General features: G+C 52.7%; 18 protein-coding genes. 9 read left to right on the plus strand and 9 right to left on the minus strand.

Annotated elements, in window-relative coordinates:
* Positions 1-28: 28 nt before the first annotated feature.
* Together B6A39_RS06850 and pyk are read right to left on the minus strand one after the other, a co-directional pair.
* Positions 29-505: a methylglyoxal synthase gene (locus B6A39_RS06850; protein ID WP_083002959.1), complete on the minus strand. Its 477-nt coding sequence runs from the start codon at positions 503-505 to the stop codon at positions 29-31.
* 49 nt (positions 506-554) lie between these two features.
* Positions 555-2021, minus strand: a complete 1467-nt coding sequence (gene pyk / locus B6A39_RS06855) for a pyruvate kinase (RefSeq protein ID WP_083002963.1) — start codon at positions 2019-2021, stop codon at positions 555-557.
* Between the two features lie 211 nt (positions 2022-2232).
* Here pyk and gap point away from each other — a divergent pair, with 211 nt between their 5' ends.
* Positions 2233-3237: a type I glyceraldehyde-3-phosphate dehydrogenase gene (gap, locus tag B6A39_RS06860; protein ID WP_083002967.1), complete on the plus strand. Its 1005-nt coding sequence runs from the start codon at positions 2233-2235 to the stop codon at positions 3235-3237.
* Positions 3238-3251: 14 nt separating this feature from the next.
* Here gap and B6A39_RS06865 read toward each other — a convergent pair whose 3' ends face one another.
* From B6A39_RS06865 to B6A39_RS06890, 6 genes are all read right to left on the minus strand, one after another.
* Positions 3252-4283 carry a LacI family DNA-binding transcriptional regulator gene (locus tag B6A39_RS06865; RefSeq protein WP_083002970.1) on the minus strand — a complete coding sequence of 344 codons (1032 nt, stop codon included), beginning with the start codon at positions 4281-4283 and terminating at the stop codon, positions 3252-3254.
* Between the two features lie 189 nt (positions 4284-4472).
* Positions 4473-5579, minus strand: coding sequence for an ABC transporter ATP-binding protein (locus tag B6A39_RS06870; protein WP_083002974.1), 1107 nt, complete (start codon positions 5577-5579; stop codon positions 4473-4475).
* 92 nt (positions 5580-5671) lie between these two features.
* Positions 5672-7288, minus strand: a complete 1617-nt coding sequence (locus B6A39_RS06875) for an alpha-glucosidase (protein WP_083002977.1) — start codon at positions 7286-7288, stop codon at positions 5672-5674.
* A 37-nt stretch (positions 7289-7325) separates the two neighbouring features.
* Positions 7326-8168 (minus strand): carbohydrate ABC transporter permease, encoded by an 843-nt coding sequence (locus tag B6A39_RS06880; RefSeq protein WP_083002980.1) that lies wholly within the window; start codon positions 8166-8168, stop codon positions 7326-7328.
* A complete protein-coding gene (locus B6A39_RS06885; RefSeq protein WP_083002983.1) occupies positions 8168-9154 on the minus strand; it encodes a carbohydrate ABC transporter permease in 987 nt (328 codons plus the stop codon). Before B6A39_RS06885 ends, B6A39_RS06880 begins: the two co-directional genes overlap by 1 nt.
* 14 nt (positions 9155-9168) lie before the next feature.
* Positions 9169-10440, minus strand: coding sequence for an ABC transporter substrate-binding protein (locus B6A39_RS06890; protein ID WP_083002986.1), 1272 nt, complete (start codon positions 10438-10440; stop codon positions 9169-9171).
* 558 nt (positions 10441-10998) lie between these two features.
* Here B6A39_RS06890 and B6A39_RS06895 point away from each other — a divergent pair.
* The 7 genes from B6A39_RS06895 to B6A39_RS06925 all read left to right on the plus strand — a co-directional run bounded on the left by B6A39_RS06895 (position 10999) and on the right by B6A39_RS06925 (position 20598).
* Positions 10999-12522, plus strand: coding sequence for a carbohydrate porin (locus B6A39_RS06895; protein ID WP_083002989.1), 1524 nt, complete (start codon positions 10999-11001; stop codon positions 12520-12522).
* Between the two features lie 196 nt (positions 12523-12718).
* Positions 12719-15424, plus strand: coding sequence for an HTH-type transcriptional regulator MalT (gene malT, locus B6A39_RS06900; protein WP_083002993.1), 2706 nt, complete (start codon positions 12719-12721; stop codon positions 15422-15424).
* 145 nt (positions 15425-15569) lie between these two features.
* Positions 15570-17279 carry an alpha-glucosidase family protein gene (locus B6A39_RS06905; protein ID WP_083002997.1) on the plus strand — a complete coding sequence of 570 codons (1710 nt, stop codon included), beginning with the start codon at positions 15570-15572 and terminating at the stop codon, positions 17277-17279.
* Entirely contained in the window at positions 17267-18382 is a 1116-nt protein-coding gene (gene ugpC / locus B6A39_RS06910) for a sn-glycerol-3-phosphate ABC transporter ATP-binding protein UgpC (protein WP_083003000.1), read from the plus strand. Before B6A39_RS06905 ends, ugpC begins: the two co-directional genes overlap by 13 nt.
* Positions 18383-18541: 159 nt before the next feature.
* Positions 18542-19066 carry a DUF3455 domain-containing protein gene (locus B6A39_RS06915; RefSeq protein ID WP_083003003.1) on the plus strand — a complete coding sequence of 175 codons (525 nt, stop codon included), beginning with the start codon at positions 18542-18544 and terminating at the stop codon, positions 19064-19066.
* 231 nt (positions 19067-19297) lie between these two features.
* Entirely contained in the window at positions 19298-19879 is a 582-nt protein-coding gene (locus B6A39_RS06920) for a sigma-70 family RNA polymerase sigma factor (RefSeq protein WP_083003006.1), read from the plus strand.
* Positions 19876-20598 carry an anti-sigma factor gene (locus B6A39_RS06925; RefSeq protein WP_083003010.1) on the plus strand — a complete coding sequence of 241 codons (723 nt, stop codon included), beginning with the start codon at positions 19876-19878 and terminating at the stop codon, positions 20596-20598. The genes B6A39_RS06920 and B6A39_RS06925 overlap by 4 nt, the downstream gene beginning before the upstream one ends.
* Before the next feature lie 62 nt (positions 20599-20660).
* Here the strand turns inward: B6A39_RS06925 and trkA are convergent, their stop codons facing one another.
* On the minus strand, positions 20661-22034 hold the full coding sequence (trkA, locus tag B6A39_RS06930) for a Trk system potassium transporter TrkA (protein WP_083003014.1): 1374 nt from the start codon (positions 22032-22034) through the stop codon (positions 20661-20663).
* Positions 22035-22241: 207 nt separating this feature from the next.
* Here trkA and kdpF point away from each other — a divergent pair, with 207 nt between their 5' ends.
* Positions 22242-22322 (plus strand): K(+)-transporting ATPase subunit F, encoded by an 81-nt coding sequence (gene kdpF, locus B6A39_RS19200; RefSeq protein ID WP_083003017.1) that lies wholly within the window; start codon positions 22242-22244, stop codon positions 22320-22322.
* Positions 22323-22330 lie beyond the last annotated feature (8 nt).

Here is a 22330-nt window from a genome sequence, read left to right on the forward strand (position 1 = left end):
AGTTGTTAAGACCTTGAGTTGTTAAGAACTATACCGTGCGGGCTTGAGCCCAGGCCTGCGCATCCGGAATAGACATATCGTAGCGTTCACTGAGATAGGGCGACGACAGTAAAAAGTCGGCGCTCGCCGCATTGCATGCCACCGGCACGTTCCACAGCGCGGCTAAGCGCAGCAGCGCTTTGACATCAGGGTCGTGGGGCTGAGGGGCAAACGGATCCCAGAAGAAAATCAGCACGTCTAGCTGTTGTTCGGCAATACGCGCGCCAATTTGCTGATCACCGCCTAGCGGCCCGCTCATCAACCCCTCGACCTCTAGGCCAAGCGAACTTTTAAGCCGCCCAGCGGTCGTCCCCGTACCAATAAGCGTGTGCTGGCTGAGTGTTTCCTGCCAGCGTGTTGCCCACTCCAACATTTCGGTTTTTTTGCCGTCGTGGGCAATTAGCGCAATGCGTTTACGCGGTTGCAGCGTACGAACGGCTTGGCGGGGGGGACGTGCGTCGCTCATGGCATGGCTCTCCAGTTAACATTCCGGCTATTTCAGGTCACAGTTAGATTTACGCTTCTTCAACGGCCAGCACTTTCATGGTGTTGGTGCCGCCGTGGGCGTTCATGTGGTCGCCGCGGGTAAGAATGACATGATCACCAGGGTGTGCCAAACCATGAGCTTGCAGTAGCTTGACGGCTTCTTGATTGAGTTCTTTAGGGTCCATGTGAGTTGTGTCGAAGGGAATCGACACGACGCCGCGATAAAGCGCCATGCGCCGTTGGGCAATCGGGCTATGTGCAAGGCCAACAATCGGCAGGCCAGAGCGAATGCGTGAGGCAATCAGTGGCGTATAACCTGTTGAGGTCATGCAGGCTATGGCGCGTACGCCCGTTAGGTGGTTAGCGGCATACATGGCAGAGAGGGCAATGGTTTCATCAATGCGCTCGAAGCCTTCATGAATACGGTGGCCTGATGACTGAGCAATACGTTCGCGCTCAGCGCCGAGGCATACCCTATCCATCGCTTGAATGGTTTCTACCGGATAGTCACCCGCGGCGGTTTCCGCAGAAAGCATGACGGCGTCTGTGGCATCAAGCACTGCGTTAGCCACGTCGAATACTTCCGCGCGGGTGGGCAGTGGCGACTCAATCATTGACTCCATCATTTGTGTGGCGGTAATTACCGCGCGGTTAAGCGTGCGAGCATGTTTGATGATGCGTTTTTGAGTGCCGATCAATGAGGCATCGCCAATTTCTACGCCTAAGTCGCCTCGGGCGACCATTACGGCTTCAGAGGCTTCGATAATGCCATCCAGTGTCTCATCATCGGCAACCGCTTCGGCGCGCTCAAGCTTGGCAACCAAACCTATTTCCTTGCCTGCTTCGCCGAGCAGTTCGCGAGCTTCTTGCATATCAGCAGCACTGCGCGGGAACGATACCGCCAAGTAATCCACCCCGATATCGATCGCAGTGTTTAGGTCTTCTTTATCTTTTTCGGTAAGCGCAGGGGCGGATAGTCCACCCCCTTGCTTGTTGATGCCTTTGTTATTGGAAAGCTTGCCACCTACATGAACGCGGGTGTGCACTTCTTGATCAATAATCGAGGTGACATCCAGCACGACACGGCCATCATCCAGCAGTAGTCGGTCACCCGGCGCAACATCGTCAATCAGTGACTTGTAATCACAGCCGACGCGCTCGGCCGTGCCGCTGTTGGCATCTAGGGCCATGTCGAGCACGAAAGGTTGGCCAATATCCAAGTGAACGGCACCTTCGGCAAAGCGGGATATACGAATTTTTGGCCCTTGCAGGTCACCCAGTGCGGCAACGCTACGATTTAGTCGCTGGGCGATCTCGCGTACCTCTTTCAAGCGGCGGCGATGGTCATCTGCGGCGCCATGGGAGAAATTTAGCCGCACGACATCAACGCCCGCTTTTAGCATGGCTTCCAGGACGCCAGGGCGATCGCTTGCTGGGCCAAGCGTCGCGACAATCTTGGTGCGGCGAAGGGGAGTGGGAGATGTTGAGCGAGTCATAAAAGTTACTCCTATTGACCATCTTGGCGGTGATTAATTATTGGACTACGATAGCCTTTATATAGTAATTTTACTACATATTGGGATGTTATTAGCCTTTAAGGGCAGTTTGGATAGGTAAAAATTGACCTAAAGGCGAATAAATACGTATTTTTAGTAATTTTTTTACTGGATACGCCATCGACTACCACTGCTTGACTGAGGTGCCATCATGACAATAAGAGTTGCTATTAACGGATTTGGACGGATTGGTCGTAACGTACTGCGTGCGCTGTACGAAAATAGCTACCGGGATCGTGTCCAAGTGGTTGCGATTAATGATTTAGGTGATCCTTCCCTGAACTCGCATCTGCTGCGTCACGATACGGTTCACGGCCACTTTCCTTTTGCCGTTGAGCATGATGCCGAAAGTATTCGTGTGGATGGCGATCGCATCGCGATCTCTTCTGAGCGTGATCCTAGCCTGCTTCCTTGGGCATCCATGAACATTGATCTCGTCATGGAGTGCACAGGCTTGTTCACTAAGCGAGAAGCCGCTGCCAAGCATATAGAAGCGGGTGCTAAGCGTGTGTTGATTTCTGCACCCAGCCCCGATGCTGACGCTACTATCGTATATGGCGTTAATGACGATATTTTGACGGCTGAACACACGGTGGTCTCCAATGCGTCGTGCACGACTAACTGCTTGGCGCCTGTCGCCAAAGCGTTAAACGATGCTGTAGGCATTGAAAATGGCTTGATGACCACGGTCCATGCCTACACCAACGACCAGAACCTATCGGATGTTTATCACTCCGACCCTTACCGCGCGCGTAGTGCGACGCATTCGATGATTCCGACCAAAACAGGCGCAGCAGCGGCCGTTGGTTTGGTTTTGCCTGAGCTGGCAGGTAAGTTTGATGGGTTAGCCGTACGCGTACCGGTGATCAACGTTTCCCTGGTAGATTTAACATTTACGGCAAGCCGCGATACCACCAAAGAAGAGATCAATGCAATTGTTGAAAAAGCAGCGGCGAACTCGTCTGTGCTAGCGGTTAACGCACAGCCGCTGGTGTCTATTGATTTCAATCATGACGCACACTCGTCTACTTTTGATGCTAATCACACCCGTGTGAATGGCCGCCTGGTGAAAATTATGGCGTGGTACGACAACGAGTGGGGTTTCTCCAACCGTATGTTAGATACCGCCCTTGCCATGCAGAAAACGGCCAAATAGTACCTGGCTGATTTTTATGGGCAAGTGTCACCCAGCAGCAACTCTGTTTTGAGTAGCTGCTGGGTTTTGGGTATCCGACCTAGAATCATTTTTGCCGCCACGCGGCCTTTGCCCGCACTGTCCTGGCGCACGGTCGTTAAACGCGGTGCTCTATATTGCCCTTCAGCAATGCCATCAAAGCCTGTAATTCTTAGCTCCCCAGGTACGTGAATGCCGCGCTGTTCGGCTAGCGTAAGCGCGGTAAGCGCAATACGGTCTGACATACACAGCAACAGATCCGGGCGCTGCTTGGCAGGCAAGTCAAGGATTTCTGTGATTACCGGTGAGCACACGTCAAACACGTTCTCTTCGATATTCCACAGTGGGATCTGTTCAGCATCAAAGCCATGTTCGGTGAGTGCGGCATGAAATCCGGCCAGGCGCGCACGGCTGATGGTGCTAGTGTCTGGAAGTAGGGTGTGCACTTTGGTGACTCGGCCGTTGCAATGCTCTTTTGTCAGGCGAAGATTAATTACCGCAGGCCGCTGTGGCCGCGTTTTTAATGCGTGCTGGGCAAGGTGGTAGCTCGCGTCTTGGTCATCGATATGAACAGTCGGGCTGCCGTCAATATCAAAATCCACAGACACCAGTGGCCGCTGCGAAGGCAGCTCGCTTAGAAGCTTGTTATTAGGCATCAGGCCGTAAACGATAAAGCCATCGGCAATGTTTGCGGACCCTGGCGGCTGTGAAGCATGGCCTCGACCAGGCAGTAGTAGCATGGTATGACCATGTGCATCGAGTACTTCAGCGACACCGGATAAAAATTCACTGGCGACAGCATCATTGAGGCTGTAGGTCAGGCTTTCGGCAAGAATAACCGCAACAATGCTGGAACGCCCAGTACGCAGACTGCGGGCCTTGGCATCTGGACCGTTATACCCAAGGCGTTTGGCCTCGCTTAAAATACGATCGCGCAGAAGTGGCGAAAGCTGGTCGGGGCGGTTGAAGGCATTTGATATTGTCGCGGTGGAAACGCCGAGTTCTGTGGCAAGATCCTTGAGAGTCATTCTACGATGGGCTGTCACGGGCTTCCTATCCTGTTTAATTATTTGAGTGTTATTTTACATCGCAGGCTAATGAATTGAATCTGGCGCACAAAAATACGGCCTTGACGTTGTTTCTACTACCTTTGCATAAAGAGGTAGTAGCATCAAAGGCCGTTGTTCGCTTAGCAACAGCGCAGTCGATTGTGTTCGTTAAGCCGCAGAGCGTGTCTCTGAAAGCATCAATGCTGCTCCGCTTTCATCAAATAGGTGCACATGCTCAATGTCAGGCACCAGGGATACTTTTTGGCCTGCTTTCCACTGGCTAGGGGCTTCGCTACGGTGAATAAGCAGTGTATCGCCCTCTTTTGGTTCTAGGTAGACATAGACCTCATTACCCAGATACTCGACATTGAAAATTTCAAAGCAGTTATCGCCCCTGGGGGCTTCTAAACGTAGGTGCTCGGGGCGTATGCCTAAGGTAAGCGAGCTGCCCGTGGGATAGGCATCTGCGGCTTGGGGGAGCGCGACTTCTCCCAATCCTTTTGCAGTCACCCGGCAACCATCTTTTGAACCGCTGGCAAGCTCCGCGGGCATAAAATTCATCGTCGGTGAACCGATAAAACCGGCGACAAACTTGGTGGCTGGGCGTTGATAAAGCTCATGTGGGCTGCCAACTTGCTCGATATGGCCGCCTTTTAGCACCACGATTTTATCTGCCAAGGTCATCGCTTCGACTTGGTCGTGGGTCACATAAATCATCGTAGAGCCCAGGCGATTGTGCAGCCTGGCGATCTCGTTGCGCATTTGTACTCGCAGCGACGCATCCAGGTTGGAAAGTGGCTCATCAAAAAGCAGAATGCGAGGTTCTCGGGCCATCGCACGGCCCATTGCAACACGCTGGCGCTGACCGCCCGACAGTGCTTTCGGCTTGCGGTGCAATAGGTCCTCAAGCTGCAAAATTTTAGCGGTACTCATTACCCGTTCATGAACCGTCTCTTTGTCCGTTTTGGCAAGCTTCAAGCCAAAGGCCATGTTGTCATAAACAGTCATGTGTGGATAAAGAGCATACGACTGGAACACCATGCCCACACCACGTTCACGTGGGGGAAGGTCATTAACTAACGTATCACCAATGTTTAAGTCACCGTCGGTGATTGACTCAAGACCCGCGATAAGGCGCAGCAGTGTGGATTTGCCACAGCCGGATGGGCCAACAAAGACGACAAATTCACCATCGCCAATGGTCAGGTCAACGTCTTTAATAATGTGATCGCGACCAAATACTTTGTTGATCTTTTCAAGCGTAACACTTGCCATGGTTAGCTCCTTGTCGGCCTCAATGCTGCATTCCTCGTATCGGGCCGACTATCGTTATTGAATGTTGTTATTGAGTATTGCCATTGATTTGACTAAGCAACGTGCATGAAAGCGGCTTGATAGGCAGGCAGCGTCAGCACATTGTTTTTACGTGCCGCAGTGAAGCCGTGTCCTTCCAGGTCACCAATGACGTCTAAGGGGAGAGCAGTTTGCAGCTCATTCCCCGTCAGGTTAAAGACACACAGCACTTTCTCTTGGTCATTTTGACGAATAAAGCCCAACAGCTCCTCGCCAACTTCAATAAGCTGTAAATCACCGTCGAACAGCGCGGAGTGCGCTTGGCGGAAAGCCAACATGCGACGCACACCGTTAAGCGTTGAGTACGAGTCTGTTTGCTGTCGGCTAACCGCCAATGGCAGGTGGCGTTTTTCTACGGGTAGCCATGGTTCAATGGCCGAGAAGCCTGCCTGGGGGCCATCTGTCCATGGCATCGGCGTGCGGCACCCGTCTCGGCCTTTAAACTCTGGCCAGAGCACTTTGCCGTAAGGGTCTTGAATGCGCTCGAAGGGCACGTCGGCTTCAGGAAGCCCTAACTCTTCCCCCTGATAAAGGCAGACGCTGCCGCGTAGGGAAAACAGCATGGCGAGCATCACTTTAGGATAAGCAATGGGATCTTCTTCAGCGCCCCAGCGCGATGCGCTGCGTTCAACATCATGGTTGGATGTTGCCCAGCAGGGCCAAGCGTCGCCCGCTAAGTGCTGAAAGCGCTCAATAACATGACGAATATAGCTAGCGGACCGTGGCTTATTGAGCAAGTCAAAGGTGTAAGCCATATGCAGTTTGTCACCGCCTGCGGTGTACTCCGCCATGCGCTCAAGTGGGTTGTCATCGCCGATTTCACCCACGGTCGTAGTACCGGGGTACTCATCCATCAAGGCGCGTAAGTCTTTCAAGAAATCTACGTTTTCAGGGCGACTAATATCGTAGACATGGCGCTGCCACGTGTAGGGGTTAGCCTCTGGAGCGCCTAGAGTCTTGGATTCGCCTTTTGGCACCGGTGGATTGTCGCGCAGCTCAGCGTCGTGGAAGTAAAAGTTGACGGTATCAAGACGGAAACCATCAACGCCAAGGTCCAGCCAAAAGCGCATGTTATCCAGCTGCGCCTGACGGGCTTCCGGGTTGTGGAAGTTGACATCCGGTTGGCTGGTCAAAAAGTTGTGCAGATAATACTGCTGGCGGCGTGAATCAAAGGTCCAGGCAGGGCCGCCAAAAATAGATAGCCAGTTATTAGGGGGTGTGCCATCGGGCTTAGGGTCTGCCCATACAAACCAATCGGCTTTGGGGTTGGTACGATTCTGGCGGCTCTCTTTAAACCAAGCGTGCTGCTCAGAGGTGTGGCTGATGACTTGATCAATCATCACTTTTAGCCCAAGTGAATGGGCCTTGCCGAGCAGCGCCTTGAAATCATCCAGGGTGCCAAACATCGGATCAACGTCACGGTAGTCGCTGACGTCATACCCGAAATCCAACATGGGAGACGTGAAGAAAGGCGACAGCCAGACACCGTCAACATTCAAAGAAGCGACGTAATCCAGCTTTTCGGTAATGCCTTTCAGGTCACCAATACCGTCGCCACGGCTGTCTAGAAAGCTGCGGGGGTAAATTTGATAGATAACGCCGCCGCGCCACCAGGTCAGATTGTCTTGCATGAATAAATCCTTAATAAAACGTAAATAGCACCCACGCTTAGCCTTTAACTGCACCTGCAGTTAAGCCTGAAACAATGCGACGTTGGAAAATGATGACCAGGATAACCAGTGGCACGGTGACGACGACCGACGCGGCCATAATTGGCCCCCAGGGAAGCTCGTAGGCGCTACCACCTGACAACAGTGCAATGGCAACAGGCACGGTGCGCTGGGCATCAGTGAGTGTGAAGGTTAAGGCGAACAGGAACTCATTCCACGCAGCAATAAAGGCAAGCAGGCCAGTCGTGGCCATGGCAGGCCACATCAGCGGTAGGAAAACTTTAGTAATCGTAATCCAGGGCGTAGCGCCATCCATGATGGCGGCTTCTTCCAACTCCATGGGCAGTTCTTTCATGAAGGTGGTAAGTACCCACACTGTGAAGGGCAGCGTGAAAATGGTGTAGCTCAGAATGAGGCCAGCGGGATTGTTGTAGAGATTTAGTGCGCGAATCACCTCAAACAAGCCTGAGAGCACCGCGACTTGAGGAAACATGGAAACCCCAAGAATAACCAGCATGACAGTAGAGCGACCACGAAAGCGAACCCGGCCCAGCGCGTAAGAGGCGGTGATACCCAGTAGAAGCGCGATGAAAACAACGCTAAACGCTACGACTACCGAGTTAAAAATCGCACGTATAAAGCTCGACTGGCTAAAAATCTGCGCATAGTTGTCCAGGTTCCAGTTTGAGGGCCAAAGTTCAACTCGGAAAAGCTCGCTGGAAGGTTTAAGTGAGGTAATGACCGCGTAATAAAACGGGAAAACGGCATACACCATAATCAGCGCAATTAAGGCCCAAAAGCCGACGCGCTTGGCAATTTTGGCTAACTGACGTTGGTTCATCAGTCACCTCCTAGTTGTATTTTGTTGCGGCCTAAATAGAGGTAAGCAACGGTGGCCAGGGCAATAATCAAGAACAACAGCGTAGAGGCGGCACTACCGTAACCAACATCCTGGAACTCAACCAATTGTTGACGCGCATAGACTGACATCGACATCGTGCTGGTCGAGTTAGAAGTCAGTACGTAGATCACGTCGAACACCCGCAGGGCATCTAGAAGGCGGAAAATAACCGCTACCATCAAAGCCGGCGTAATCAGCGGCAGAGTAACTTTGAAGAACACACGCACGGGATGAATGCCGTCTACTTCTGCAGCTTCGTAACAATCTTTTGGCAACATTTGCAGGGCGGCTAATACCAACAGGGCGACAAACGGAATTGTTTTCCAGACATCAACCATGATGACGGCCCACATGGAGTAAGTAGCGCTAGCCGTCCAGGCAATAGGATTGTCGATAATCCCAACCGTCATTAGCAGGTGGTTGATGATGCCGAACTGATCGTTGAGCATCCACGCCCACATTTGGGCGGAAACGATGGTGGGGATTGCCCACGGAATCAGCACCGCTGCGCGAACAATCGTCCGGCCCTTAAACTCCGCATTTAGAATCAGCGCCACAATGACACCGAAAATGACTTCTAAAGAGACAGATACCACCGAAAAATAAACAGTGTTCCAAACAGAACGCCACCAGATAGGGTCGGCAAGAACCCCGAACCAACGGCCATTGTCATAGACGAGATAGTTTTCAAACCCGATTAGATTAGCCGCACCTAGGTCCGACAGTGAGGCATCTGTAAAGCTTAGAAAAAATGTTCGCATTAACGGCCAGCCAGCAACCAGCGTTAATGCAATCAGCATGGGAGCCAAGAACAGCCAAGCCGCTTTGACCCGCTGACGGCGTACTTTAGTGCCGCGATGCCGACGCGCTGGCGCTGCGGCTGAGCGCGCCTCCAGGGGCGCGCTGTTGTTAGAAGAGGTCGACATAGGTGTCTCCGCGGTTACCAGTTGCGACGCTTCAGGCGGAGTAGATCGCCTTCGAGGTCAGCGACGGCGTCAGCGCCAGTTTTAGTGCCTGAAAGCACATCATGTGAGGTGCTGAAGAAGGCGTTGCTGACACGGCCATAGGCATCCCCAGTAGGTGCTGACGGACGGGCGACGGCGTTGGTGAAGGTGTCGTAAAGGGTGCCGAAGAAAGGTACGGCTTCCAGTACTTCTTCATCTTGGTAAAGCGCATCGATGGTGGGGTTGTAGGAAGCTTGGATAGCACGACGCTTTTGCTCTTCTTCACCGGCCAAGAAAGCGACCAGATCAGCGGCAAGCTCGGGATGTTCGCTATAGCGGGATACCGCTAAGTTCCAACCGCCTAAACCGGCTGCACTTTGCCCGTCCTCTCCACCTGCGGGTAATTGGGTGACGCCGACGTTGCCACGTACATCACTATCCTCGCTTTGAGCCAGTGACCATGCGTATGGCCAGTTACGCATAAACACGGCATTCCCACCCTGGAAGACGCCACGGGCTTCTTCTTCGGTGTAATTCAGCACGCCCTCTGGAGAGATATCGCCAATCCATGAAGCTGCTAAATCTAGCGCTTCAGCAGCTTTCTCGTTATTAATGGTTACTTCGCCATTCTGATCTACCACGGTACCGCCACCGAAGCTTGAAACCCACTCCAGTGCATTGACAGTAAGTCCTTCATAAGCACGACCCTGGAAAACAAAACCCTGCATCCGATCATTGCCTTCTGCGCGCTCGGCATCTTTGATATCACGCGCGATGTCGGTCAGTTCTTGCCACGTAGTAGGTACGTCATGGCCATGTTTCTCCAGCAAGTCCTCGCGGTAATACAGAACACCTGCATCGGTAAACCAGGGCATCGCAACTAGGCGGCCATCGATAGTGTTGTTAGTGACAATGGTGTCGAAGTGACCTGCGGCAGCGTCTTCCCCGAGTACTTCGCTTAGATCGAGCAGGTGATTAGCAAGTAGGCCAGGCCAGACAACATCGATCTGCATGACATCAATGTCGCTAGAATTGGCGGACAAAATTTGTTGGTAGAGTGACAAGCGTTCAGTAGATGAGTTTGGCGTTGAAACCACATCGACACTGTGCCCAGTCTTCTCTTCCCAGGCGCTTACACCTTCTTGGCAAAGGGTAAGCTCCGCACCAACAGCTCCACAAGAAATGGTTAACTCAGCCGCTTGGGCAGAGCCTGTGGCGCTAGCGATACTAGCTAAAGCAATGGCAGAAGTGAGTAATGTCTTTTTCATAGGGCGTTCCTCGGCGTTTATTGTTGTGGGTAATGGCTGTTAAAAGCGCTTGCAGCGCTTACTTAAACGATTAAGTAAGGTGTCAGTTAGCCGTCTCCTCGTGACAAGTTCAATAGCGACTTTTGTCTAATGCCGGTGCATTACTTTTTTCTAACCTAATGATCAGTTTAGACATTGGTCGATAATTAGTAATTTCTTGTTGGTTTACTACCTCTTAATCGATTAAGTTCTTTCTACCGTTATTTAGCGGGATAAAACGTAGTTGCTTTGCAACATAATCTTCTGAATTTGGTTCTCGGTACAGCGTTTAACGTGACTCAGTGGGAGAGTCGTTGGGCGTGTTGATAAGCGGGGCTATCCGTGCAGTAAAGCGCCAGACTGATGGCTTTGGCTCGAAGGAAGGTTTAAAGCAAAAGCTTACGTTTTCAAGAAAATCTCAAAAATAAAAGATTTAAAACCAAGTTTTTAAAGCGGCCTTTAATGCATGAGAAATAAGAAGATAGCTTTCAAAGGTACAGTCTTTAAAAACAGCGGTTTAATAAATTAGGGTTTAAAACAATGCACAAAATGACATTCAAAACACCCCTCGCCATTGCCATCGCCGCTGCAAGCTTTGGGCTGTGTGGAACTGCTAGCGCCAATACCACATTGGAAGAACGGTTTGCTCAGTTAGAGGCACGAATTGCGGCTGCCGAGCAGCGGGCGGATGCCGCAGAGCGTCGCGCGGAGTTAGCAGAGCAGGGACAAACCGCACCATCGTCAAGTGCGCCCGCCGCCGCCACTGATATTGAAGAACGCCTTGCCCGTGTAGAGCGCCAATCCAGCGGTGAAGAAGGATTCTCCTTTAATGTCTATGCTCGTTCCGGCCTGCTAATTGGTGAAGATGGCAAAAGTGCACCAGGTGGCCCTTATCTAACACCCGCGGGTGGAAATGGCGGTGCCGTTGGTCGTCTGGGCAACGAGCCGGATACTTACTCTGAAGCCATTCTTAATTACCGCATGCAGTTTGATAACGGTGCAAAAGCCCGTTACACCACTATGTTGGCTGCCGGTACTAATTCCAGCAACGACTGGGTGGGTGATGATACCAACCTAAACGTGCGCCAGGCGTATGCAGAGTTTAGTGACTTACCAAGCTTTACCGGCGCGTTTGAAAACGCTTCTATTTGGGCCGGTAAGCGCTTTGACCGCGATAACTTTGATATCCACTGGCTTGATAGCGATGTCGTCTTCCTCGCGGGTACCGGTGGTGGTATTTACGACATGCAGCTAGCCGATAACTGGAAGAGTAACTTTTCAGTTTATGGTCGCAGCTTCAGCGACTATCCGGTCGTCAACCGTGAAAATCCGGGTTTAGATGGAGAAAATAGCGATACTGATAACCTCGTATTGACCTCTAATAATTACTTCGGTAACTGGCAGGTCATGGTCAACGGCATGTCTGCTGCGGATAACGATGAGCGTGATATCGGCGTGGGCCAAACTGCGGCTGATACAGGCTGGCATACCATGGTGGCTTACCACGGCGATAGCTTCTTCGGCATGGGCGAGGGTAACTTTAAGGCTGCTGTACTGCACGGCCAAGGCTTAGGGGCTGAAGTTAAAGGGTTGGGTAGTAACGGCGACCTGACGGATGATGCTACCGCAACGCGGCTGGCGTTATACGGAACGACCTATATTGCACCGAAGTGGCGTATTGCACCGTCTATACTGGCTGAAACCAGTGAAGATCGTTTCGCCAATGGTGACAGTTATGATTGGGCTACGCTAAACGTACGTCTGGCGAATGAAATCAATCAGAATTTTGAAATGCAGTACGAAGCTAGCTATCAGTGGATGGATTTAGATCCACAGGGTTACAGTGACCGTAACGCGGTTGATGGTGACTATATGAAGTTCACTATCGCACCGACTTTCAAGCCGGAAGTAGGTGGTTTCTGGAAGCGTCCTGAGATCCGTCTATTCACGACTTACAGCGATTGGGACGATAGCCTTAATAGCTACGGTGCAAGTTCTCTAGGTAGCGATGGATTTACTGGCGGTGAATTTACCTTTGGTGTACAAACCGAGGTATGGTTCTAAGCATAGGTTCTGAGCATAGGTTCTGAGCATAGGTTCTGAGCATAGGTTCTAAGCATAGGTTCTAAGCATAGGTTCTAAGCATAGGTTCTAAGCGTAAGCCGCTGCTCGCTAGTGAAAACTGTTTCTCCAATGCTGATTGCCCGCGACGTGTCGCGGGCTTTTTGTTATGTAAAAGCACTGATATCGGGAGGCGCTGATGTCGTTACTCCAAGAAAAGCTAAAGGCACCGCCGTTGCCGCTTAGTGTGGTGGCCCGTCCACGTCTAAATGATCATTTCGCCTTAAACGAGCGTACCCGCCTGCTAGTGCTGGCAGCGCCCTCGGGTTATGGCAAAACCACACTGCTGGCCGAACGGTTGCCCGCGCTGGAACAGGAGACTGCTTGGCTTCGGTTGGATCAGCGTGATAATCAGCCAGCACGCTTTCTAACCTACTGGCGGGCAGCGTTGAACAAACTGTTCGATGACACCTATGTGCTTTCGTCCATGGCTGACAATGCTGACTGCATCGAGCAGCTTGAACGCTGGTTGGGCGAGTTACCCGAGCAACGTTCCCCGTGTCGTTTTGTCGTAGATGAATTTGAACACGTGACCCATCCCGATATTTTGGCTGGCGTCGCTCACTGGCTGCGTCATCAGCCACCCTGGTTGACCTTGACACTGGCGAGCCGCTCACGCCCAGCGCTTGGTTTGGCGAGCTTGCGATTGAGGGGGGAACTTGAAGAGATAGATCTTCACGACTTGGCCTTTGACAGCGAAGAAGCACTCACTCTGTGTGCTGAACAGCTAAGTTTTCCACCCACTCGAGTGAGCCTTGAACGCGCGTTGCGTAGAAGCGGTGGTTGGATCGTGGCGCTTAACTGGCTGGTTGAGCGAACCACCACGCGCGCGGGATTTGATGCGCTGGTAGAGCGTTTAAGCGGTGCGCATCCTGATTTTGTCGCTTGGTTTGATGAACTGCTCGCTGCTGCGCTTCCTGCTGAAGAGCGCGAGCTGATGCTTCAGTTGGGGGTGTTAGAGCGTTTTTCGCCCGAGCTAATGGCACGCCTTTTGGAAGGGGAGCGGCTAACTCAGCGTTTAGAAGCGTTTGAGCAAGCGGGACTCTTTATTGAGCGACCCGACCCGCATTCCCAGTGGTTCCGCTTTCAGCGGTTATTTGGCGAGTATCTTCGACACCGCCGCCACGAGCTTAATTTATCCACTCAGCGTAGGTTGCATCAGCGGGCGAGCCAGGCGTGGTTAGCGCTAAATGATCCCGTCATGGCGTTACGACAGGCAATCTTAGCCGAGGAGCAAGAAGACGTTGCCAGCTTATTGACCGAGCAGGGCCCTGCCTTATTAGCCGGTGGGGCCTATGCGTTATTAGCGCAAGGTTTTGCGTTGCTGGGCGAACCGCGGCTTTCAAAAAGTCCGGAGCATACGCTGCTCTATGGTTGGGTATCCCATGGGCAATTTCAATTTGATATCACGGCACGAGTGATCGGATGGATAGAGGCGCAACTGGGTGAGCCCGAATGGCAGGCATTGAACGCTGAATTTGCCACGTTGCGTGCCCAATTGGCGATTAACCATGGTGATGCTGAGCGCGCAGCGCCACTTGCTGAGCAGGCGCTTGCGGTGCCTGCGCGTTACTTAGCGTCAACGCCGTTGACGGCAACAGCTATTCTAAGCGAAGCGCGCTTTGTACAAGGCTATTTAGAGGAGTCGCTGCAGCGGGTGCGTGACGTAGAGCGTCAGGCGCGGCAGGGCGATGATCATCAACGACTGCTGTGGTCGTTTTGTCATCAGTCGGAAGCACTGGTGGCTCAAGGTCGCTTGCAGGCCGCCTATGATATTCAAGAGCGTGCCTTTGCTCATCTAGAGCGCGCCGAACTTGAACATTTACCGGTCGCGGAGTTTTTGTACCGCATTCGCAGCCAGGTGCTTTGGGAGTGGCATCGGTTAGATGAAGCCGAGCAGGCCGCGTTGAAAGGTATTGCGGTGTTAGACAATCAAGGCGAGCGCTGGACGCTTCAGTGCCATATTCAGCTCGCTAAAGTCGCCCAGAGCCGGGGAGACCAAGCGCAGTGTGCTGACCATATTCGTAGGCTTCGCAAAATTCTCTCAGAAGGGGATTACCATATTGATTGGGTAGCCAATGCCCATGCAACGCTGTTGGCGTGGTGGCAATCGACACACGATATGGACGCGGTTGAACGTTGGCGCCAAGAAGCGCCAGAACCACTTACCGAGCATGCCACCAACCACTTTTCTCAGTGCAACGTGCGTAATCATGCCCGTGCATTAACACTATTGGGGCGCTACGAAGAGGCCCGCGAACTGCTGGATGCCCTTGAAGCCCACACCCAGCGACTGGGATTAGTGACCGACGCGAATCGCAATCAGCTGTGCTTAGCGGCGGTGGCTTGGTATCAAGGTCAAACCGCCCAGGGAAGTAGCCATATGCAGCAGGCACTTGGTTTAGCTTCCCGTACCGCATTGGTAGGCAGCTTTTTACGCTTAGGAAAACCACTGGGGGAGCTGCTGTCGACGTTATTAGCAAGTAACACCTTAGCCCCCCTTGAACAGGCTCGTGCGGAACGGTTATTGACCTTAGCTGGCCGCCAAAAAGATTTTGGCAGTGCCCGCCGCTTGATGTTAGACGAGACAGTGATTGCAAACATTGTGGCACGGCCCGATGTGCCTGAACTTATCAGAACATCGCCACTGACTCGACGAGAGTGGCAAATCTTGGGGCTGATTCATGCTGGGCTCTCTAATGAGCAAATCGCTGAACAGCTGTCGGTGGCGCCCACCACCATCAAAACGCATATTCGCAGCCTTTACCAAAAACAGAATATTCGGCGGCGTGACGAAGCCATTGCGCTGGCGGGGCAATTATTGGCGCATATTCAAGGAGAATAAAGGAAGAGTAAACAGTGCTCATGGCCGGCGATAGCAGCTACTCCTAACGCCTACGCCTACCGCTGCCTCTAGGGGAGGATTTTATCTAACGATCAACGCTGCATCATGCCAATCAACAGGCCATTTAAAGGATAAGGACAATACGATGATGCAGATGCCTTCCACCTCCCACTACGTTGGCAGCCAAGGCGCTGACTGGTGGCGCGGCGCAGTGATTTATCAAATTTATCCGCGCAGCTTTATGGATAGCGACGGAAACGATGGACGAAGCGATGGGATTGGTGACTTAAAAGGGGTGATCGATAAGCTTGATTACATTGCCTCGCTAAACGTCGATGCCATCTGGCTGTCGCCGTTTTTCACCTCGCCCATGAAAGACTTCGGCTACGATATTAGCGATTACCGTGGTGTTGACCCGATGTTTGGCACCCTGGAAGATTTCGATCGCCTAGTAGAGGCCGCTCATGCCAGAGGGCTGAAGGTAACGATTGACCAAGTAATGTCGCACACTTCTGACCAGCACGCATGGTTTGAAGAGAGCCGCAAAAGTCGCGATAACCCGAAAGCGGACTGGTATGTCTGGGCCGACCCCAAACCTGATGGTGCGCCGCCTACCAACTGGCAATCGGTGTTTGGAGGTAGTGCTTGGCAGTGGGATACGCGCCGTTGCCAGTATTATCTGCATAACTTCCTGGCCAGTCAGCCGGATCTCAATTTCCGCACTCCCGCCGTGGTGGATGCCATTCTGGAAGAAGCGCGCTTTTGGCTAGAGCGGGGGGTCGACGGCTTCCGTCTTGATGCAGTGAACTTCTGCACCCATGGCGAGCTTAAGGATAATCCTCCGCGCGCAGAAGTAACCGAAAGCTTTTTAGGTGTTCGCCCAGATAACCCTTATGGCTACCAGTTACATCAGTACGATAAAACCCAGCCGGAAAACGTGGTGTTTTTAGAGCGCCTGCGAGGCCTGCTGGATGAGTATCCCGGCTCGACGAGCGTAGGAGAAGTTGGTGACGATGACGCCCTGGGCGTGATGGCGGAATACTCCCAAGGTGGGAATCGCCTGCACATGTGCTACTCCTTTAACCTGCTGACCGACAAAGCCGACCCTGGATATTTGCATAAAACGCTCACCGAAATGGAAGCTCGGATTGGTGATGGTTGGCCCTGTTGGGCACTGGGAAACCACGATGTTACCCGCCTTGCCACTCGCTGGCAGGCCGAAGGGCAACTGGATAAGCTGCGCCTTTATATGGTGTTTTTGCTTACCCAAAGGGGCAGTGTGTGCCTCTATCAAGGTGAAGAACTTGGCTTGCCAGAAGCCGAACTGACGTTTGAGCAGTTGGTTGACCCGGCGGGCATCACCTTTTGGCCTACCTATAAAGGCCGCGACGGCTGCCGAACGCCACACCCTTGGCAAGCTGACGTGCGACACGCTGGCTTTAGCGACGTTTCGCCCTGGCTGCCAGTGCCCGATTCGCACGCAAGCCTCGCCGTTGATCAGCAAGATAATGATGCCGGTTCGTTGCTCAATGCTTACCGTGAGTTTTTAGCATTCCGTCGCACCCAACCTGCGCTAGTAAAAGGCGATGTGCGCTACCACGCTGTGCATGACGATGTGCTCTGTTTAGAGCGCACTTATCAACAAACACGCTTGCTGATTGCGCTGAATTTTAGCGATCAACCCGTCACTCGCGTGGCGCCGGAGGGCGCTGAATCACTGACGGGTTCGCCTTCTTGGCTAAATGGCGTATGGCAGGAGGGGCAACTACGACTACCGCAACTGTCCCTTCCGCCCTATGGCGTAGCGATTGCCTGCTGCCCACAATCCGAGGAGGATGCACCATGGGACGTTTAACGCTTAGCGGTATTGGTAAATCCTTTGACGGTGTGGAAATCTCTCGGGATATCGATCTTACGATCGAAGATGGCGAGTTTGTGGTCTTCGTTGGCCCTTCTGGCTGCGGAAAATCCACCCTGCTGCGTATGATTGCCGGTCTTGAAGACATCACCGAAGGCGATATGCAGCTTGATGGTCAGCGGATCAATGAGATTCCGCCTCAGGAGCGGGATATCGGTATGGTGTTCCAATCCTATGCGCTTTACCCGCATATGAGCGTGGCGGAAAATATGGCTTTTGGCTTAAAGCTGGCGCGTACTGATAAAGCTGAAATTCGTCGTCGTGTACAGCACGCCGCTGAAATGCTGCACTTAACTGAACTACTTGAACGCAAACCTAAAGATCTTTCAGGTGGCCAGCGTCAGCGGGTAGCGATTGGCCGTACCTTGGTAAAAGAGCCCGCGGTTTTTCTATTCGATGAACCGCTCTCAAACCTGGATGCCGCGCTGCGGGTGGATATGCGGGTGCAGATTGCGGCCCTGCATAAGCGCCTGAACGCCACCATGATCTACGTGACCCACGATCAAGTGGAAGCGATGACTCTGGCTGACCGTATTGTGCTGCTTTCCCGTGGCCGTATCGCCCAGGTTGGCGCGCCGCTCTCGCTTTATCACTTCCCTAAAACCCTTGAAGTGGCCGAGTTCATCGGCTCGCCGCGGATTAATACCTTTCCCGTCACGGTGGTAGACCCAGGTGAACGTCAAACAGTAGTGCGTCTTCATAGCGGTGACGCGCTGACAGTGGCGGTCAATGGCAAGCACCTTCAGTCAGGGGATAGTGCAACGCTTGGGCTGCGGGCAGAAGATTTTGTCGCAGCCGAGCAGGCAGAAGCCACGCTGAATGCGACCTTAATGGTGGCGGAAAAGTTGGGTTACGAAACGCTGGCGCATTGGCAGGTAGCAGGCATCGACGTCCCACTTACCCAGCGTTTAGACGGTTTGACCCACCTGAAAGAGGGGCAAACGGTGCGTTTGGGTCTTGTAGGCCAGCATTGCCATCTGTTTGATCACAGTGGCAATGCTTGCCCCCGGCAGGTTGAAGTAGATAGCGTTAGCCAATAATTAATCAGCTGATTTATATACACAAAAAGCGCCTCAGATTTTTTAGGCGCTTTTTTCTTAATTATTTTCTAAAACGAGTGCATCCAAAACGTCTCCTCGTGTGTATCCCCTATACAGCCACACTTTGCAGTGGTTGATACAAAACCCAAGGAGACTGAAATGACTATCCAACCTCTTACGCGTGCAGCACTCGCCGCTACCTTGATTGCATCCTTCAGTCACGTTGCGCTGGCCGATATGACGCCTGCCGACGTTCAAGTGCCCGATGGCAATACCGTCGCTCTGGAAACAGTCGGTGTGGGTGCGATTACCTACATGTGTGAAGCCAAAGACGACGGTACTATGGGCTGGGTATTCAAAGGCCCACACGCGGCGCTGAACGACAATGATGGGGCTCAAGTTGGCAGCTACTACGGCCCGCCTGCTACTTGGGAAGCATTGGATGGCTCCAAAATAACCGGCACTCAGCTGGCAACTGCTGCGAATGGTGATGGCAATATCCCATTGCAGCTAGTTGAAGCCAATCCTGCGGAAGGTGAGGGCGCAATGACTGGCGTTAGCTACATTCAACGTCTGAATACTCAGGGCGGTGTCGCCCCCGATGTGGCTTGCGATGACGGCCACGACGGTGCCACCGCAGTTGTAACCTATCAAGCAGACTATATTTTCTGGACAGCTAACTAAGTCCTTTAATTGCTTAGTTAATATTAATACTGTTGCTAAGCAAAAATTTTCTCAAGAAACACATCTAAGTAAGGCTAGAGGCTCGTCTCGCGAGTCTCTAGCCGCTATGCTAGCCAAAAGAGCGTCGATGACAGAATTGGTATTGGCGATAGTATTTGTGGACAGTATTTGTGAATAGTATTTATGAATAGCATCCCCAACTGTATCGGCGCGTCACTAGGGAGCTAGCATGTGTCTGATATAGGCGTATCTACGATAGCCAACGACTTCGACTATGCTGATGCACTTGCCCGCTGCGCGCGTGGTGAGCAAGCGGCACTGCATCAGCTTTATCGTCAAGAGGGGGCCCGACTGCTTGGCGTTGTCATACGTATCGTGAAAGACCGCGGTATGGCTGAGGACATTGTCCACGATGCTTGTCTGAACATCTGGCAGCGTGCCGATAGTTTCGACCCAGAACGGGGCTCTGCCCGAACCTGGATATTCAGTATTGCCCGCCACTTAGCATTAAATGCTATTCGTCAGCGCGACCGAGAAATCAGGGTGGATGTCAACGACCCAGGCGAGCTAGCCGATGATGATACCTACCAACAGTCATTATCGACGACGGTGGAGGCCTTTGACTGGCAGACTGGCCAACAGATGGATGAGTGCTTGCAGCAATTGGAAACCGAGCGCCGAAACTGTGTGCTACATGCCTACGTGGATGGGTTAAGTCATGCCGAAATTTCTGCACACACTGGCGCGCCGCTAGGCACTGTTAAAGCCTGGATTAAGCGAAGTTTACTTCGCCTGCGGGAGTGTATGTCATGACACGTTCAAACGAAAATGATGACCTTCATGCACTTGCAGGGGAGTACGTATTAGGGTCGTTACCCATTGCTGAGCGAGAAGCCTTTGAGGCACGCTTAGCCAACGACCCAAAATTACAGACCATCGTGGCTGACTGGGAAGAGCAGTTTTTCCCCTATACCGCGATCGTTGATCCTGTTACCCCATCAGATTATTTATGGCCGCGCATAGAGCGCAGCATGCAAGCCGCATCGAAAAGATCAGCGCGTGTTCCAAGAGCGGCACCAACGCCACGCCGCTTGGTGCACAGCCTGCCATTTTGGCGCGCCGCTACCGGCCTTGGTTTGGCTGCCGCGGTGACCATGGGAGTGATATTGACCAATGTCTCTACTGCACCAACAACGCCAGAATATATGGTGGTGCTGTTAGCGCCGCAAACTCAATCAGCAGGGTGGGTCGTACAGGCCGCCAACCGCCAAGAGATTCAACTGATCCCGTTGGGCACTTTTGAAGTGCCCGAAGGAAAAGCACTGGAGTTCTGGACCAAGGCAGATGATTGGCAAGCGCCGGTTTCACTTGGCCTAGTAGAGCCAGGGCAACCGCTACGCTTGCGTTTAGACCAGTTACCGCCGCTTGAGGATAACCAGCTCTTTGAACTCACGCTAGAAGATGACACCGGTTCGCCCACCGGTTTACCCACTGGCCCGATTGAGTTTATCGGCCGCGCGGTGGAGATTTAACGTATAGCATTATGAGCGATGCTAAAGAGTCTCTGATTCACGTGAGGCTAGTTCCGAGTGGCTTAAAAGAACGTTAAACCCACTTGGAATAGCCGCTCCACGTCACGAATGCGCCGCTTATCGATCACAAACAGAATCACGTGGTCGCCGCTCTCTACCATCACATCCCCATGGCCAATGATGACCTCTTTGCCTCGCACAATGGCGCCAATAGTGGTGCCTTCAGGCAGATTGATCTCAGCAATGGTCCGGCCCACCACTTTTGAAGACTGCTTATCACCGTGGGCGATCGCCTCGATGGCTTCTGCAGCGCCACGGCGTAGCGAGTGCACATTGACAATATCGCCCCGGCGGACGTGAGTAAGCAGGCTGCCGATGGTTGCTTGCTGCGGGGAAATGGCAATGTCGATTTCGCCCCCCTGAACCAAGTCCACGTAGGCAGCATTGTTAATCAGCGTCAGTACTTTCTTGGCTCCCAGGCGTTTGGCCAGTAGCGACGACATAATATTCACTTCGTCGTCGTTGGTCAGGGCACAAAAGATATCGCAGTCTTCGATGTTCTCTTCTTCCAACAGCCGCTTGCTGGTGGCGCTGCCGTGAAGTACCACCGTTCGGTCAAGCCGCTCGGAAAGCGCAGTGCAGCGCTCTAAACTGTGCTCGATAATTTTGACCTGATGGCTGTGCTCCAGGTGCTCGGCCAAGCGTTCACCGATATTGCCCCCACCAGCAATGACCACCCGCCGAAAATCCCGTTCAACACGGCGTAGTTCGCTCATTACTGCACGAATATCGCGCCGTGCCGCCAGGAAAAACACCTCGTCGTCGGCTTCAATCACCGTATCGCCACGGGGAATAATTGGCCGGTTGCGGCGGTAAATCGCCGCCACGCGTGTTTCCACATTGGGCATGTGCTTGGCGAGAAAGGCTAAATCCTGTCCCACCAGCGGGCCACCGTAGAACGCCTTGACCGCCACCAGCTGCACCAAACCACCGGCAAACTCCAACACCTGCAACGCCCCGGGGTGCTCAATCAGGCGGCGAACATGATCCGTGACTACTTGTTCAGGGCTGATCAGTACATCAATAGGAATCGCTTCGTGGGCGAACAACCCCTTACGGGTGAGGTAGGCGGTTGAGCGTACGCGGGCAATTTTGGTGGGGGTACGGAATAGTGTGTGAGCGACTTGGCAGGCGATCATATTGACTTCATCGGTGTTGGTTACCGCAATCAACATATCGGCGTCTTCGCAGCCCGCCTGACGAAGCACAATGGGATACGAAGCTGCGCCCGTCACGGTGCGAATATCCAGTTTGGTGTGCAGTTCGCGCAGTTTCGCACCGTCGGTATCGACAACGGTGATGTCATTTTCTTCGCGGGCAAGGTGCTCTGCCAGGGTGGCACCGACTTGGCCGGCACCCAAAATAATAATCTTCATCGGTGGTTAGATCACTCTGACGACATGTCACTGAGGATAGTCACCTATCTATAGGGAAGCTGTCGAGTGCAGCAGTGGCAGGAAACGCTATTAATGAGCCAAAAGCTCATTTTTTTACACCTTTTTGACGGTTAACGCCTTAAACGCCATCGATTTTTTACGCAGGCAATCTCTAAGCTCAAGGTGCCAATCAAAGGAGGCACATCGATGAATATTGCACTGTTGATAATCGCGACCGGCACTGCGGCGTACTTGTTTTACGCGCTAGTTTGCCCCGAGCGTTTTTAGGAGATTGC

The sequence above is a fragment of the Halomonas sp. GT genome (assembly GCF_002082565.1).
Lineage (GTDB): Bacteria > Pseudomonadota > Gammaproteobacteria > Pseudomonadales > Halomonadaceae > Vreelandella.